This window comes from Massilia sp. X63 (assembly GCF_041023745.1).
Classification (GTDB): domain Bacteria; phylum Pseudomonadota; class Gammaproteobacteria; order Burkholderiales; family Burkholderiaceae_D; genus Telluria.
Map to the genome: position 1 here is coordinate 1 of NZ_JBFTEF010000025.1, position 15,170 is coordinate 15,170.

A 15,170-nucleotide genomic window follows, 5' to 3' on the forward strand; every position below is an offset into this window, starting at 1 on the left:
ACCTGGTCGACGACGCAGAACTGCTGGAACTGGTCGAAATGGAAGTCCGCGAACTCCTGTCGAAGTACGAGTTCCCAGGCGACGACCTGCCGATCATCAAGGGTTCGGCACGTATGGCCCTGGAAGGCCAGGCTGGTCCGCTGGGCGAAGACGCCATCATGCAACTGGCTGACGCACTGGATTCGTACATCCCGACCCCGGAACGTGCCGTTGACGGCGCCTTCCTGATGCCGGTGGAAGACGTGTTCTCGATCTCGGGCCGCGGTACCGTGGTGACCGGTCGTGTCGAACGCGGCATCATCAAGGTCGGCGAAGAAATCGAAATCGTCGGTATCGTCGACACCGTCAAGACCACCTGCACCGGCGTGGAAATGTTCCGCAAGCTGCTGGACCAGGGTCAAGCTGGCGACAACGTCGGCCTGCTGCTGCGCGGTACCAAGCGTGAAGACGTCCAGCGTGGTCAGGTTCTGGCCAAGCCGGGCTCGATCAAGCCGCACACCGACTTCACCGGCGAAGTGTACGTCCTGTCGAAAGACGAAGGCGGCCGTCACACCCCGTTCTTCAACAACTACCGTCCGCAGTTCTACTTCCGTACGACTGACGTGACCGGTTCGATCGTGCTGCCGGCCGACAAAGAAATGGTCATGCCAGGCGACAACGTGTCGATCACCGTCAAGCTGATCGCTCCAATCGCGATGGAAGAAGGTCTGCGCTTCGCAATCCGCGAAGGCGGCCGTACCGTCGGCGCCGGCGTCGTGGCCAAGATCATCGCCTAATTTCGGTTAGCGAGATCCGCCGGCGGGGCGCATGTCCCGTCGGCACAACAGGTGGGGACAGACTTTTCGGTCTGTCCCCATCTTTATGAGAGGGAACGGTGATATACTCCCGCCTCTTGAGCAGTACCGAAGCACCTTTCACACATTGCCGGCCACTTGCCGGAACGTTCTTTAAAAGGAAATAGCATGTCCGCTCCGAACCAGAAAATCCGCATCCGCCTGAAAGCGTTTGACTACAAGCTGATCGACCAGTCCGCCCTGGAAATCGTCGACACCGCCAAGCGCACCGGCGCCGTGGTCAAGGGCCCGGTCCCGCTGCCGACCCGTATCCAGCGTTTCGACGTCCTGCGTTCGCCGCACGTCAACAAGACCTCGCGCGACCAGTTCGAAATCCGTACCCACCAGCGCCTGATGGACATCGTGGATCCGACCGACAAGACCGTCGACGCACTGATGAAGCTGGACCTGCCGGCTGGCGTCGACGTCGAAATCAAGCTGCAGTAATGGCTGATTGACCGCAGGCAGAGCATTCGCCGCGGTTGCAAGGGCCGGGAAGTCCGCAAGGACTCCCGGCCCTTGTCATTTCCGGCCCGGTTCGGTCCGGCGCATCAGTTCAGGAGCGCGTACACCACCGGTCCGAGCAGGCTGCCGAGCACCGCGCCGCAGCCGAGCAGCATCACCAGCAGCGCGTAACGGCCGATCCAGCCGAGCAAGGTCGGGTGCGCGGAGACGCCGGTGGCATGCGAGCGCAGGCTCTTGGCGCTGAGGCGCGTGGCATCGTCCGGCAGATGATCGAAGTTCGACATGGGGCCTCCGTCCAAAAGCCCATTGTCGAGTGCGCTTTTACCGGGCACTTTGTTCTGCATCAGTTCGCGTGTACGGCTTCACCTGCCTGGCGTGCGTGGCCACGTGCATGCCATTCAACGTATAGTTGCGCCTTCCCGATCACACGGAGAAAGACCAGGAATGCGAAAACACTTCATGCTCGCAGTGGTCGCGCTGTTGAGCGCATGTACCGATAAGAACGTGCCGCCTGCGGCACAGGGCAATGCCGGCACTGTGCCAGTCACCGCACCGGCCGCCGCGCCGGCACCGAGCAGTCCTTCAGCGCCGGACATGTTGAGCGCCGAAGGCTTCCAGGCTGTCCGTTTCGGCATGCAGCTGGCAGAGGCCGAGCAGGCGGTCGGTGGCAAGGCGATCTTGCCTGAGCCTTTCGACCCGGTCTGCAGCATGGTGCGCTTCGATGCCTTGCCCGGCCTGCGTTTCATGCTTGAACACGGTGTCGTTACCCGCGCCGATGCCGGACCAGGCCTTGCCAGCGCCTTGGGCCGCATCGGCGACACGCTGGAACAGGTGCGCAGGGCGCATCCCGAAGTCCATGTGAGCGTGCACAAATACGATGCGAACGGCCACTACCTGAGCCTTCCCAGCGCCGATGGCCGCTCCGCCATCATCCTGGAGGAGTCCGGCGGCAAGGTGACGAAGATGCGCGCAGGACTCCAGCCCGCAGTCTCCTACGTCGAAACCTGCGGCTAGATCCGTACCGGGGCCGAACGCGCGGGCAATGCCGCTCAGCCCTTCGAGCCGGTCTTCCAGCGCAGCCCGAAGCCGAAGTGGCGGTCCATCAGCTCGTGCGCGCTGGTGCCGCCCTGCTGCTGGAAGTACTCGGCCAGCTTGGTCACCTGCAGGCTGCCGCCGCGGTTCTCGATCAGCGCGATCGCGCACATCATCTGGTTGCCGCCGCCGTCCAGGCGCACCTCGATCGGGGCCTGGTCCGGCGCGGCGATGGTCACCACGCCGTCGGTGGCTGCCCAGTTGGGCACGCCCTCGTAGATGAAGGAAAAGATCAGCGCGCGGCGGATCTGGTCGAAGCGCTCGCCGTTGATGTACAGGTTCTCGCCGCCCGCTACCGCGCCGGTGCGGTCGTCGGCGTCCAGCTTGATGTAGGGTTCGCGCTCGAAGTCGCCCCAGGCATTGCCGAGCGCTTGCACCAGGCCGCGCCGGCCGTCCGCCAGTTCGTACATGCAGCCGAGGTCGAGGTCGATCCCACCGCGGCCCTTGCGCGCGGTGGCGCCGCCGATCAGCTTGTCGAAGAAGCCGGTTTTCGCCGGCTGCGGCGGGGCCGCCATGGCCGACTGGTTCCAGTTCAGGTTGACGTGGATGCGGCCGAAGCCGCGGCCGCCGCGCTTGTCGAGCGAGACCTTGTCGCCGCGCTTTTCCAGCGTGACTTTCGACAGCGACACCTTCGGCTGCGCCGGCGCGGCGGCCGGGGCGGGGGCGGGCGGGGATGCCGACGCCGGCCTGGCCTCGGTGCCGCCGAAATGCGCCAGCAGCGCCGACAGCCCGCCGTTGAAACCCTGGCCGACCGCGCCGAAGCGCCAGCTCCCGTCGCGCCGGTACAGCTCGGCCACGATGACCGCCTTCTCGTCGCCGAAGTCGGCGCCCGACCAGGGGAAGCGCACCGCGCTGCCCAGGCTCAGGGAACAGGCGCCGAGCGCGCGCATGGTCTGTGCGCCGTCGATGGCGGCCACGAAGACCAACTTCGCGATGCTCGCCGGCAGCAGGTCGAGGTTCACGCTAAAGCGCGAGGCAGCGCCGCCCAGCTCGAGCCGCACCGCCCCTTCGGGGCTGGCCAACTGGTTGTAGAACACCATGTAGCGCTCGTCCGACAGGCGCTCGGCCGCATCCAGCCCGAAGCAGGACACGTCGACCGAGATGCCGGGCGCCTGGATGTCTACGTCGACGGTAAAAGCGTTGCCGCTGCCGAGGTCGGCCAGCTTGCCTTTCTGGCCACGCGAAAATTGGTTCATGTCGGTTCTCCTTCCATTGAGCGCGAGCCGAAGCGGTGCGATTGTTCCACCAGGCGCTCGGCCCAGGCGCGGTGGGTGGCGACCTCGCACATCGCATCGTCCATGCGGAATACGGCGGGGCTGGCCTCGTCGAGGATGGCGCGCGCCACCGCCAGGTCTTGCGGGCGCACCTGGTAGTGCTGTTCGATCGGCCCGATCTGGGTCGGGTGGATCGCGGTCTTGCCGACCATGCCGTAGGCCAGGTCTTCCAGCACTTCCTGGTCCAGCAGTTCGGGCAGGTCGAGGTATTCGAACACCGGCGCCGTCAGGGCAAAGCCCCAGGGACGGAAGGTGGTCACCAGGCGCGCGATCACCGGGCCCAGCGGGGTGCGGTAGATCGTCATGCCGCGCGGCCGGCGCAGGCCCAGCAGGGCGAGCAGGTCGTTGCCGCCGATGCGCAGGCAGAGGATGCGCTGGCGCACGCCGGGCGCGTCGAACACGGCCCGCAGCTGCTGCATTTCGCTGTCGCTGAAGACCTCCGCCGTCTCCAGGGTGGGCATCAGCAAGTGGCGGGTATCGCGCACCAGGCGGAAATAACTGTCGAAATTGTGGCGCGTGACCTTGGGCAGCACGAAGCCGCTGAGTTTTTCGGCGCCCGGCATGGCCAGCACGCGCGCCAGCACGTCCGGGTTGCGCACCCGGACGAAACGCTCGACCGCGACGTCGCTGCGCATGTTGGCCAGCACCACCGAGAGGTTGAACAGCGACCAGCTCAGTTCCCGGTCGGCGATCGCGTCCTCGGTGCAGAAGATGAGCGAGCGCGCCTGCGACAGCTTGTCGCCGTTGGCGATCCTGCCCAGGTCCTTGTGGTTGGCGGGCACGTACAGCGACGCCCCAATAGACTTATGCATCCGATGCACTCCTGATCAGGGAAACCGCGTGGTAGGGCAGGTCCGGGTCGATCGCGACCGGCACCTGTTTTTCTTCGGCCAGCACTTGCAGGTGCCGCACGTCGGCCGCACCCGGCCGGCGCAGCACCAGCAGGCGCGGCGCCCGGCGCAGCAGCACGCGGGTGGCTTCGCCTATGCCGGGCTTGATGAGGTTGATATCCTGGATGCCGTAGCGCGCCATGGCGCCCTCCAGATAGCTGCGCGAGCGCGCAGCGGCGGCTTGCGCGTCCAGCGGTACGGCCGCCGGCAGCCCTTCCCGTGCCTGCGTCGCGGCCAGCGCCGCCAGCGCATCGGCGAAGCGCTGCGACTGGTCGTGGGAAGCGAAGGCCTCGTACACCACGCAGCCGTGGAAATCGTCGGGACCGATACGCTCGTCCAGCACCGTGCGGCTCACCAGGCCCGACACGGTGGCATTCAGGATGCTCGACGGGATCAGGTAGTCGTCGCCGGAGGCAGCGCAGGCGCTCGCGCCGGCCAGGTCGGACAACACGTACAGGCCGCTGTCGATCTGCGTGCCCTGCGCCGCGTTGAAGGCGGACACCGACAGCGCCAGTTCGCGCGCGATCACGCCCTTGCCGGTCCAGCCGTCGACGAACACCAGCGATGCGGGCGGGTGCCCCTGGGCCAGGATGTGGCGCAGGGCGGCCTGGTCGATGCCGCGGTCGCGCACGATCGAGACCGAGTAATGCCGCGCCTCGCGCCCGAACACCTCGCGCAGCAGCCGCGTCACCACCACACCCACCGGGGTGCCGGCGCGCGCCAGCGACACCAGGGCGATGGCGCCGGGGCGCCGCGCGTGGATGAGCGCGGCCAGCCGCAGGCAGTCGGCCGCCATGCGCGCGCTGTTGGCGCGGCAGGCTTCCTCGAACAGGGCCATGTAGCGCTGTGATGGCAGCGACTCGGGCGACAGCATCTGGCTGTAGTGGCGCCGGCCCGACTGGATCAGGCGCTCCTTGTCCTCCACGCTGGTGAACTCCTGCGCGGGCAAGCGCGTGAGCAGGAATTCCACCTCGCCGCTGCGGTAGCTGCCCGGGAAGCTCACAGCGTCTCCACGGTCAGGCGCGCCAGCTGGGTGGCGCGCGGGACGATGGCGTAGTCGCAGGCGGCCATGAAGCGCGCATCCGAACGGCTGTCGCCCATGCCGAAGGTGACGATGTCGCCGTGCTCGGCGCGCAGCAGGGCGCTCACGTGGGCCACGGCATTGGCCTTGTCGAGCGCCTTCGGCAGGATCGCCAGGTTGTTGCCGTTGCGGTGCACGACGTAGTCCGGGTGGCCGTTCTCGATCCAGGGGCGCACTACTTCCAGCTCGACCGGCGCCAGGCGTTCGTGGCGCTTGTCCGGATCTTTCACGACCAGGAAGAAGGGCATGGCGAAATCCTCGATCATGCGCGCGCGCCCGCCGAAACCGGTGCGCGCGGCGTAGTCGTCGATGTGGCGGGCCAGTTCCTGCAGGCCGGGCAGGGCGGCGTGCATGGTGGCGCGGGCCTGCTCCAGCCAGGCGCGGTCGGCGCTGCCGTCGGGCTGCAGCACCACGCCGCCGTAGTTGATGATGGCGTAGCTGTCGAAAGGCAGGTGCACGCGGCGCAGGCCGTCGTGGTCGCGCGCCGTGGTTGGGATCACGGTCATCCCGTCCTGCACGAAGCTGAGGAAAGCCCGCTGGGCGCGCGTGGTGTACGAGCAGATGCTGCCGTCCTTGTAATAGGCGGCCGGCTCGAGCGCATCGCGCGCCGAGCACTTCTCGAAGGTCTGGAACAGGGTGTCGTCCAGGTCAGCGAACAGGAACTTCTTCAATCTCGGCCTCGGACAGGAAATGGAACAGGCGCGCATCCAGCAGGCCGGCCAGCTCGCGCAGGGCGGGATTGGCGGCGGTCTCGTGGCAGAGCAGCACGTGGTCGTACTGGCCGGGGGCGATGTTGTAGATGAAATTGGCGATGCCTTCGCCGTAGTTGTCGGCAAAGCGCAAGGCGTGCTCCACCGCGCCCCAGGTGAGGATCGGCGAGCGCGTGGTCGACTGCACGCGTACGTCGACGCCCAGCCGTTCTAGCTCCCTGCCCAGCAGCATGGCGGCGTGCATGAACTCGCCGGTGCCCAGCACCGCCACCCTGGCGCCGGGCGCAAAGCTGCGTGCCAGGCGCGCCGCTAGCGCCGCGGGGGCGGGCAGGGCGGCGCGCAGGCCCAGGCGCCCGAAGCGCGGGCTGGCGCCGCGGTCGGCGTCGGGGTCGAAACGCTGGGCAGGGGTAGCCGGGGCCACGTAGTCGCCCGGGGTGAAGCGGTATTCGCCGCTCACCAGGGCGCCCATCGACACCGGCAGGCCGAAGCGCGCCGACAGGCCCATGGTCGCCTGCTGCCCCATGAAGTTGGTGATCGTCGCCAGGTGCACGCGGTCGATGTGCGGGTTCAGGCGGCGGCAGGCATCGGTCAGGTTGAGGAAGGTATTGCCGGTGCTGGCCTCGTCGTCCACCAGCACCAGGGTGCGCGCCTGCAGCAGCAGGTCGCGCAGCGCCGCGTCAGGCGGCATGTGCAGGAACTGGCGCGGCGCGTGGCTGTGCGCTTCCTCGAACTCGATCAGCTCTCCGTTGCCGACCCGGTAGCGGGTGGTGTGGATGAACAGGGCTTCGCGTTCCGGATGGGCGCGCAGCCAGGCTTCGAACACGCCCTGGCCCAGCCCGATCGCGGTCTCGGCCATGGCGATGAACACCACGGGAGCGTCGGTCGCCGGGACGGTGGCGGCCAGGCGCTCGTGGACCGCGACCATGGCCGAGGGTTTCACCGGCCAGTGCTTGCCCAGCACCTTGCTCAGGAACAGAAAGCCGCGCTTGGCGTTGGCGCGCGCCGCGAAGCCGAGCAGCGCGTCCAGTTCTTCGCCGCCGTCGTCCAGCGTGACTTCCAGCGTGCCGGTCGGCAGCGCCACGCTGCGGCGCGCCAGCGCATCGGGATCGGACTTGGCGTTCATGCCAGCTCCATCGCTTCGGCCACTTCGATCACGCGCATGCCGTGGCGGACCGGCGGCACCTCGACCGTGTCGAAGCCGTCGGCAAAGCCCTTCAGCGCGATCCAGGGCAGGTTGGGGCCGGCCGCGCAGGCCATGCCGATCCCGCCCGACATGCGCGGGTTGATCTCCAGCAGGCGCGGTTTGCCGGCGGCCTCGCGGAATTGCACGTTGAAGATGCCGTTCAGGCCGTAGTCGGCGGCGAGTTTCGTGGTGGCCTCGATGATCTCGGGGCGCATGTCGATCAGCTGGCCGCTGCCGGCCTGCGGCAGCTTGCGGCGCGCCACGGCCGTCACCAGGCGGCCGTTGTCGCCGACGCAGTCGACGCTGTATTCGTGGCCCTCGAGGTATTCCATCAGCAGCATGGTGCGGAATTCGCCCAGCTCGGCCAGGCCGCGGCGCAGGTCCTGGTAGCCGATGTGGTACTCGACGCCGGTCAGCAGCAGTTCGGCGCTGCTGCGCGCCTCGTCCACCACGGCGAAGCCAATGCCGTAGATGCCCTTGGAAGGCTTGATGCACAGCTTGGCATGGCGCGGGCGCAGTTCGGCCCAGGCGGCGTCGAACTGTTCGATGCTGTCGAAGCGGCGGAATTCGGCCACCGGCGCCTGCGGCAGATCGGTCTCGGCGTAGAAGCCGGCCTTGTCATGGATGAGCTGGAGCTTCTGGGCCGAGGCCGCGCTCAGCACGCGCGTGCCGACCTCCTGGAAGCGCGCGTGCTGCGCGGCCAGGGTGGTGGCTTCGCGGCCCGGCACGAAGATGTCGATGCGCTGCTTGCGGCAGAATTCCACGCACCAGTCGACGTAGGCGGCCGCCTCCAGCCCGGTCGGCTCGCCGTGGAACTCGTGCGCCAGGCGCGCCGCCGGCGTGTGGCGGTTTGCATTGCTGTGGACGATGGTGAAACGGCCGGCGGTATCGGCTTCGCGGATCAGCCCGATGGCGGCGTAGACGGACGAAAACGTCCTGTTGAACCAGACGCGCATGAAGTCTTTCAAGACAGGTGAACAGGCGTGCCCGCTCGAGGCGGGCACGCGGGACGAGCGGATCGGGCCGCTTCTTGCTTCAGACGTTGACGCCGAACGAGCGCGCCAGCGGGCCGAGACCGCCCTTGAAACCCTGGCCGACGGCGCGGAACTTCCATTCGCCGCCGTGGCGGTACAGCTCGCCGAAGATCATGGCGGTTTCGGTCGAGCTGTCCTCGGACAGGTCGTAGCGCGCGATTTCGGCTTCACCGTTGCCGTTCAGGCAGCGGATGTAGGCCTTGGCGACCATGCCGAAGTTCTGGCGGCGCGCATCGGCGTCGTGGATGGTGACGCAGAAGGAGATCTTGTCGATGTCGGCCGGCACGCGCGACAGGTCGACCGCGATCTTCTCGTCATCGCCTTCGCCCTGGCCGGTGGTGTTGTCGCCGGCGTGGACCACCGAGCCGTCGCTCGATTTCAGGTTGTTATAGAAGATGAAGTCGGTGTCGCCGCGCACTTTGGCATCCGATTTCAGCATGAAAGCGCTGCCGTCGAGGTCGAACGCGGCGCCGTCGGTCGAGCGCGGGTCCCAGCCCAGGCCGATGATCACCTTGGTCAGGCCCGGCGCTTCCTTGCTCAGGTTGACGTTGCCGCCTTTCTGCAGACTGATTGCCATACGAACTCCTATATATAGTCGGGGTGGACCGGCCATCGTCGCTGCCGCGAAGGCGTGCGAGGGCCGGCGGTTCAGTGTCCGAATCAGCGCCCTGCGAGCGCGTTCGGGGGGGGCGTTAATTATTTGATTGTACACGCTCCGGATTTCACATTGCTCACTGCGTGATGTCCATACGGCGTTGCCCGCGCCGTAACATTCCAGTCATAATTGCCGCCGGAAGGAGACAGGATGGCAACAATGAAGCAGGTGGCGGAGCGGGTCGGTGTTTCGACCTCGACCGTTTCGCACGTGATCAACGGTACGCGGGCAGTCAGCGAGGAGGTGAGGGCGCGGGTATTGGCAACCATCGACGAGATGGGCTACATCCCGAACGCGATGGCGCGCAGCCTCAAGAACGACAAGAGCCGCACCATCGGCGTCTCCATCCCCGACAACACCAATCCTTCCTTTGCCGAACTGCTGCGCGGGATCGAGGATGCCGCCTTCGAGGTGGGCTACAACATCATGCTGTGCAACGGCTACGAGGACGCCGGGCGCCAGGCCTCCCACCTGCGCAGCCTGATCGAGAAGCGCATCGACGGCTTGATCCTGGTGGCCGGCGCGGCCGGCGCCGCGCTGGCCCCGCTGCTGGCCAGCCAGCGCGTGCCGATCGTGCTGGCCGAGCACGAGGTGGCGGCCGTCGATACCGATTTCATCGGCCTCGACCACGAGGCCACCGGCCATGCGGCCACGCGCCACCTGATCGGGCTGGGCCACCGCCGCATCGCCTGCGTCGCCGGCCCGCGCGCCGAGCCGCACAGCCGCGAGCGCATCGCCGGCCTGCGCCGCGCGCTGGACGAAGAGGGCATCGGCCTGGCGCCCGGCTACCTGATCCATGGCACGCCGGACTGCGCGGGCGGGCACGATGCCGTCCGTGCGCTGCTGGGGCTGGCAGCGCCGCCCACGGCGATCTTCGCCTGCAACGACCTGATGGCGCTGGGCGGCCTGTGTGCGGCCAGCGAAGCGGGCGTGGCGGTGCCGGGGCAGCTGTCGGTGGTCGGCGGCGACGACCTCGGCATGGCCGCCTTCGCCACGCCGCGCCTGACCACGGTGGCCCAGCCGACCCATGCGCTGGGCCGCCGGCTTACCGAATTGCTGGTGGGGCGCATCCGCGGCGAAGCCGGACCGCGCCGGCACCAGCGCCTGCGCGGCAGCCTGGTGGTGCGGCAGTCGACCGCCGCCCCCCTGGCCGGCGCCTGAGTCAGGCCGCCGCGCGCTCCTCGGCCGGCGCCGGATGCACCACCGGCAGGGCGCCGGCCGCGTCCAGGTGCACGGTCTGGGACGGCAGCGCCAGGCGCACCCCCTGTTCGCCCAGCATGGCTACGATGCGCAGGTAGATTTCCTGCTGCCGGTCCATGAACACGCGGTAGTCCGCGCTGTCGACGAAATACACCACCTCGTAGGTATAGGCTGGCGCCGCCAGCGAGCTCAGGTGCGCACGGTCGAAGCGCACCTGCGGCTGGGCCGTGACGATCTCTTCCAGCAGGCCGGGCAGCGCGCGCAGCGCGGGTTCCGGGGTGTCGTAGGTGACCGCGACCGTGAACACCACGCGGCGCGTCTCCATGCGGCGCAGGTTGTGGATCCGGCTCTTGAGCAGGTCGGCATTCGAGAACACGATCTGCTCCCCGCCCAGGCTGCGCACCCGCGTGGTCTTCAGGCCGACGCTCTCCACGGTGCCCAGCATCTTGTCGACGATGATGAAGTCGCCCACCACGAAGGGCTTGTCGAGCACGATGGACAGCTTGGCGAACAGGTCGCCCAGGATGCTTTGCACCGCCAGCGCCACGGCGATACCGCCAACCCCCAGGCTGGCCACCAGTGCGGTGATGTTGACGCCCAGGTTATCCAGGGTCATCAGGCCGACCACTGCCCACAGGACCACGCGCAGGAGGAAGGAGATCGCGGTCGACGACGTGACGCGGTCGGGATCGAGGGCCTGCTCCGCGCGGGTGCCGGCCAGCCAGGCGCGCAGCGCATGATCGCCCCAGATCGCGCACTGGATCAGCACCGCGGCGATCGCGGCGCGACTGATGAACAGTTGCGTCCGCTCGGGCAGGGCCAGCAGGCTGGCGCCGGCATACAGGCCGACGATGACCAGAACCACCAATCGGGTCCTGGACAGCGAGGCCACGGCGGCGCCGAGCGCGCGCGAGCCGCCCGGATTGGCCGCGACGAACGAGCGCAGGCGCCGCAACAGTATCGACTTTGCCGCGTCGAGGCCGGTCACGACCACGGCGGCGGCCACCAGCGCCATCAGCCAGTCGGCCACCGGGTTACCCAGGAAAACGGTATTCATCTGATGTATTCTCCCGTCAGGCGGCGCTACGCCCATCGACGGCATCGTCCGGCGCTTCGTGTTCGAGGGCCGCCAGGAAGCCTTCACCCCAGCGCGTGACGTCGTGCTCCTCCACGATCATCGCCAGGCGTTCCGAGCGGTAGGCGATCTCGTCGGCACCCATGGTCAGTGCCTGGTACAAGGTCTCGCTCATGGCATTGGCGTCGTAAGGGTTGACCAGCAGGGCGCCGTGCAGCTCGACGGCGGCGCCGGCGAACTCGGACAGGATCAGCAGGCCGGGCCGTTGCAATGCGTGCCGGGTGGCGACATATTCCTTGGCTACCAGGTTGAGGCCGTCGCGCAGCGGCGTGATCCAGGCGATGCCGGCCGCCGCGTAGTGGGCCAGCACGTCTTCGAAGGGCAGCGAGCGGTAGAAGTAGCGCACCGGCACCCAGTCGAGGGTCGAGAAGCGGCCGTTGATGCGGCCCACCGTGCGGTCGAGTTCCTCGCGCAGGCTGTCGTAGATCTCCATGCCGCTCGCGGCCGGGGTGACGATGTTCAGCAGGGTCACCTTGCCCAGCATTTCGGGATGCCGTTCCAGCATGCGCTCGTAGGCTTCCAGCTTCTCCAGCGAGCCCTTGACGTAGTCGAGGCGTTCGATCGAGACGATGCCGGTACGCTGCTGTCCAGCATTGCCAGCCAGGTAGCTGTCGAGCTCCTTCAGCTGGCGCTGCACGATCTCTTCCTGCGCCAGGCGCGCGATCAGCTTGACGTCGGTGCCGACCGGGTGGGCGCCAAGCGCGACCCGGCGTTCGCCGACCTCGATCGCGGTCGTCATGCGGTCGACCCCCAGGGCACAGCCGTAGGTCAGGAAGCGCGGCGCACAGGCCTGGCTGCCCGCGATCTCGACCGGCGCGAACGAGCGCACCGCGTCGACGAAGTTCTCGACGTAGCGCGGCACGTGGAAGCCCACGTAGTCGCACTGCAGCAGGCTGCCGATGATGTCGCGGCGCCATGGCAGGATGTTGAACACGTCGCTCGAGGGGAAGGCCGTGTGGTGGAAGAAGGCGATGGTCAGGTCGGGTCGCAAGGGACGCAGGAAAGCCGGCACCATCCACAGGTTGTAGTCGTGGATCCAGGCGGTGGCGCCATGCGCGGCTTCGCGCGCGGTCTGCTCGGCGAACAGGCGGTTCACTTCCAGGAAGCGTTCCCAATGGGCCTGCTTGAACTCGGCCTTGTCCGGGAAGGAGAAGATGATCGGCCAGAAGGCCTCTTTCGAAAACTTCTTGTAGAACAGATCGATGTCTTCCGGCGTCAGGGCGATGCGGGCCGCCTTCAGCTGCGGATAGCGCGCCGCGTCCACTGCCACATGCGCTTCGAAGCCTTCGGGGGCGCGGCTGTCCTGCTGCGACCAGGCCACCCACGAGCCCTTGCGTCCGCCCGCGAAAAAGCTCAGCAGGGTGGGCATGATGCCGTTCGGGCTCTTCGGACGGCGCTGCAGCGTGATGCCGTCCACCATGATTTCGTCGTAGGGCAAGCGGTGGTAGACCATGACCAGCTCGGCATCGCCGCAGGCCGGCGCCGCCTGCGTGCCGACCTCGTCGCCGAGCGGCATGCCGTAGTGCGCCAGGGCTTCGAGGATCCCGCCGCAGCCTTCCGCGGTCGCCACGTAGACGCGCGTATTCTTGCGCACCCGCTCCACCAGGGCCGGCTCGGAGCCGCCCACCGCCACGCCGCGAAAACCGGTCTCGAACATCGACAGGTCGTTCAGCGTGTCGCCCGCCACCACCACGCTGGCCTGGTCGAAGCCGGCCGCGGCCACCAAGCGACGCAGCGCGGCGCCCTTGCCGACCCCGCGCGGCAGCACGTCGAGGTAGCGGCCGGCCGAGAACAGCAGTTCGCAGTCGAGCGCCTGGACCGCGGCCCGCAAGGCCGGGGTGATCGCGTCCTCGGTCGCCAGGAAGGAGCAGCGGCGTTCCTGCGGCACGCTCTGGCGCACCAGTTGCGGGAAGCCGGCCAGGGCGCGCAGCACCGCCTGGCTGCCGGGCCAGTGGGCGGTCAGTTCGCGCTGGATCTGCTCGACTGGCCGCAGTTCGCTGTCGACCACGGTCGCGCCGACGTCGGCAATGATGTAATCGGGGCGCGGAACGGTGGGATCGCTCAGCAGGGGCATCACGGTTTCCAGGCCGCGTCCGGTGACGAACACCAGGGTAGGGCGGGCGCCGGCGGGCGCATCGGCCATGCCGGCGAACAGGTCGCGCACGCGGCGCCGCGCTTCATGCGTGCCGGCGAGCAGGGTACCATCGAGGTCGGTGGCGAGCACGAGGCGGGAAGGATCGAGAGGGCGGGACCAGCGTTGCGAATCGATGACGGTCATGAATCATCCTTTTCTACGATGCGTCCGCGCGCATGGGCGGCGGACCGGGTCGGGGCGTGCGCGATCCGCCGGGAGGCGGGCACACCAGGAAATAGGGCAGGCACGGTGCGCCGGACGCACCGCCATCTGCCGGCGAAGGGAACGTGAACAACAGGAGGATTGGGGGGGGCTGACCCCAAAAATACATTTGTACAATAGCATTAGTTGGCGACATCGACAACCCGCGATCCGCCAGCCGCCGGCAGGGCGGTCCGCCGACTTGTTCGACACGATCGAAAAAAAGCTATTGCAAAACCGCTGGGCTGCTACGTATAATGCGGCTCCCCGGGCGGTTAGTTCAGCTGGTTAGAATACTTGGTCGACATCCAAGGGGTCGCAGGTTCGAATCCTGCACCGCCCACCAGACTTCCAGATCGCAGGCTCCCAGCAATGGTCGTAGCCTGCAGAGAAAAGGCGCAGCGGTGTGCCTTTTCTGTGCTGACCGGCTAGGTCAGATTCCTTGCTCTCTCCAGGACACTGCGGAAAACGCAACAGGCCGAGTACACCTCGATTTATCCTGTTGCGCCGTCGCCGTTTGCGCGCTATACTAGCCGGCTTCGGTATGGGCATCTCTTTTTTTGCCCATGCTTTTTTAGTAGTACTAATTAGCCCCGCCCAATCGTAGGTGGGAATGGAGAAAAAATGAGCCTGGGCCTCCTCGGTCGCAAGGTTGGCATGATGCGTATCTTCACGGATGACGGCGATTCGATCCCTGTCACCGTGCTGGACGTGTCCAACAACCGTGTTGCGCAAGTCAAAACCCCTGAAACTGATGGCTACACTGCGGTGCAAGTCGTCTTCGGTCAACGTCGCGCCTCGCGCGTGAACAAGGCCGCTGCCGGTCACTACGCCAAAGCTGGCGTCGAAGCTGGCACGATGCTGCGTGAATTCCGCATCGATTCCACCAAAGCCGCTGAACTCAAAGCCGGCGACACCATCAATGCTTCGATGTTCGAAGTGGGCCAGAAAATCGACGTGCAGGGCACCTCGATCGGTAAGGGCTACGCCGGTACCATCAAGCGTTACAACTTTGCTTCGGGCCGTGCTACCCACGGTAACTCGCGTTCGCACAACGTTCCTGGCTCCATCGGTATGGCGCAGGATCCGGGCCGCGTGTTCCCGGGCAAGCGCATGACCGGTCACATGGGCGACGTTACCGTCACCACCCAGAACCTGGAAATCGCCCGCATCGACGCTGACCGTCAACTGCTGCTCGTGAAAGGTGCCGTTCCTGGCGCCAAGAACGGCCAGGTGATCGTCAAGCCGGCTGTCAAAACCAAAGCCAAGAAAGGAGCCTAAGT

Annotated in this window: 15 protein-coding genes and 1 tRNA gene; 6 read left to right on the forward strand and 10 right to left on the reverse strand. The window is 67.1% G+C overall.

Annotation, left to right across the window (positions count from 1 at the left end):
* Both AB3347_RS24980 and rpsJ read left to right on the forward strand, forming a co-directional pair.
* Nucleotides 1-776 (forward strand): elongation factor Tu (locus AB3347_RS24980; protein ID WP_369094385.1); only part of this gene is annotated, 776 nt, incomplete at its 5' end.
* 186 nt (nt 777-962) lie between these two features.
* Nucleotides 963-1,280, forward strand: coding sequence for a 30S ribosomal protein S10 (gene rpsJ, locus AB3347_RS24985; protein WP_005663509.1), 318 nt, complete (start codon nt 963-965; stop codon nt 1,278-1,280).
* Nucleotides 1,281-1,384: 104 nt separating this feature from the next.
* Here the strand turns inward: rpsJ and AB3347_RS24990 are convergent, their stop codons facing one another.
* Nucleotides 1,385-1,582: a hypothetical protein gene (locus AB3347_RS24990; protein WP_369094386.1), complete on the reverse strand. Its 198-nt coding sequence runs from the start codon at nt 1,580-1,582 to the stop codon at nt 1,385-1,387.
* A gap of 160 nt (nt 1,583-1,742) precedes the next feature.
* Between AB3347_RS24990 and AB3347_RS24995 the strand changes: the two genes are divergently transcribed.
* On the forward strand, nt 1,743-2,312 hold the full coding sequence (locus AB3347_RS24995; protein WP_369094387.1) for a hypothetical protein: 570 nt from the start codon (nt 1,743-1,745) through the stop codon (nt 2,310-2,312).
* A gap of 35 nt (nt 2,313-2,347) precedes the next feature.
* Here the strand turns inward: AB3347_RS24995 and AB3347_RS25000 are convergent, their stop codons facing one another.
* The 7 genes from AB3347_RS25000 to AB3347_RS25030 all read right to left on the reverse strand — a co-directional run bounded on the left by AB3347_RS25000 (nt 2,348) and on the right by AB3347_RS25030 (nt 9,139).
* Entirely contained in the window at nt 2,348-3,586 is a 1,239-nt protein-coding gene (locus tag AB3347_RS25000; RefSeq protein ID WP_369094388.1) for a TerD family protein, read from the reverse strand.
* Nucleotides 3,583-4,476: an HpcH/HpaI aldolase/citrate lyase family protein gene (locus AB3347_RS25005; protein WP_369094389.1), complete on the reverse strand. Its 894-nt coding sequence runs from the start codon at nt 4,474-4,476 to the stop codon at nt 3,583-3,585. Before AB3347_RS25005 ends, AB3347_RS25000 begins: the two co-directional genes overlap by 4 nt.
* Nucleotides 4,469-5,557: a cysteine protease StiP family protein gene (locus tag AB3347_RS25010; protein ID WP_369094390.1), complete on the reverse strand. Its 1,089-nt coding sequence runs from the start codon at nt 5,555-5,557 to the stop codon at nt 4,469-4,471. The genes AB3347_RS25005 and AB3347_RS25010 overlap by 8 nt, the downstream gene beginning before the upstream one ends.
* The gene (locus AB3347_RS25015) at nt 5,554-6,306 is read right to left on the reverse strand and encodes a hypothetical protein (protein WP_369094391.1); all 753 of its coding nucleotides are present in this window, start codon (nt 6,304-6,306) and stop codon (nt 5,554-5,556) included. Before AB3347_RS25015 ends, AB3347_RS25010 begins: the two co-directional genes overlap by 4 nt.
* Entirely contained in the window at nt 6,284-7,468 is a 1,185-nt protein-coding gene (locus AB3347_RS25020; protein ID WP_369094392.1) for a phosphoribosyltransferase domain-containing protein, read from the reverse strand. The genes AB3347_RS25015 and AB3347_RS25020 overlap by 23 nt, the downstream gene beginning before the upstream one ends.
* Nucleotides 7,465-8,484, reverse strand: a complete 1,020-nt coding sequence (locus AB3347_RS25025; RefSeq protein WP_369094393.1) for an ATP-grasp domain-containing protein — start codon at nt 8,482-8,484, stop codon at nt 7,465-7,467. The genes AB3347_RS25020 and AB3347_RS25025 overlap by 4 nt, the downstream gene beginning before the upstream one ends.
* Before the next feature lie 79 nt (nt 8,485-8,563).
* Entirely contained in the window at nt 8,564-9,139 is a 576-nt protein-coding gene (locus AB3347_RS25030) for a TerD family protein (protein WP_369094394.1), read from the reverse strand.
* 228 nt (nt 9,140-9,367) lie between these two features.
* Between AB3347_RS25030 and AB3347_RS25035 the strand changes: the two genes are divergently transcribed.
* Nucleotides 9,368-10,378: a LacI family DNA-binding transcriptional regulator gene (locus tag AB3347_RS25035; RefSeq protein ID WP_369094395.1), complete on the forward strand. Its 1,011-nt coding sequence runs from the start codon at nt 9,368-9,370 to the stop codon at nt 10,376-10,378.
* 1 nt (nt 10,379) lies between these two features.
* On the opposite strand, the gene AB3347_RS25040 is transcribed toward AB3347_RS25035, so the two are convergent.
* Nucleotides 10,380-11,474, reverse strand: a complete 1,095-nt coding sequence (locus tag AB3347_RS25040; protein ID WP_369094396.1) for a mechanosensitive ion channel family protein — start codon at nt 11,472-11,474, stop codon at nt 10,380-10,382.
* Nucleotides 11,475-11,490: 16 nt separating this feature from the next.
* Nucleotides 11,491-13,830, reverse strand: coding sequence for a glucosylglycerol-phosphate synthase (gene ggpS / locus AB3347_RS25045; RefSeq protein ID WP_369094397.1), 2,340 nt, complete (start codon nt 13,828-13,830; stop codon nt 11,491-11,493).
* A 326-nt stretch (nt 13,831-14,156) separates the two neighbouring features.
* Here ggpS and AB3347_RS25050 point away from each other — a divergent pair.
* Nucleotides 14,157-14,233: transfer RNA gene (locus tag AB3347_RS25050), tRNA-Val, on the forward strand.
* A 278-nt stretch (nt 14,234-14,511) separates the two neighbouring features.
* Complete coding sequence (rplC, locus tag AB3347_RS25055) at nt 14,512-15,168, forward strand: 50S ribosomal protein L3 (RefSeq protein ID WP_027867261.1); 657 nt, start codon at nt 14,512-14,514, stop codon at nt 15,166-15,168.
* The last annotated feature ends 2 nt before the right edge of the window (nt 15,169-15,170 follow it).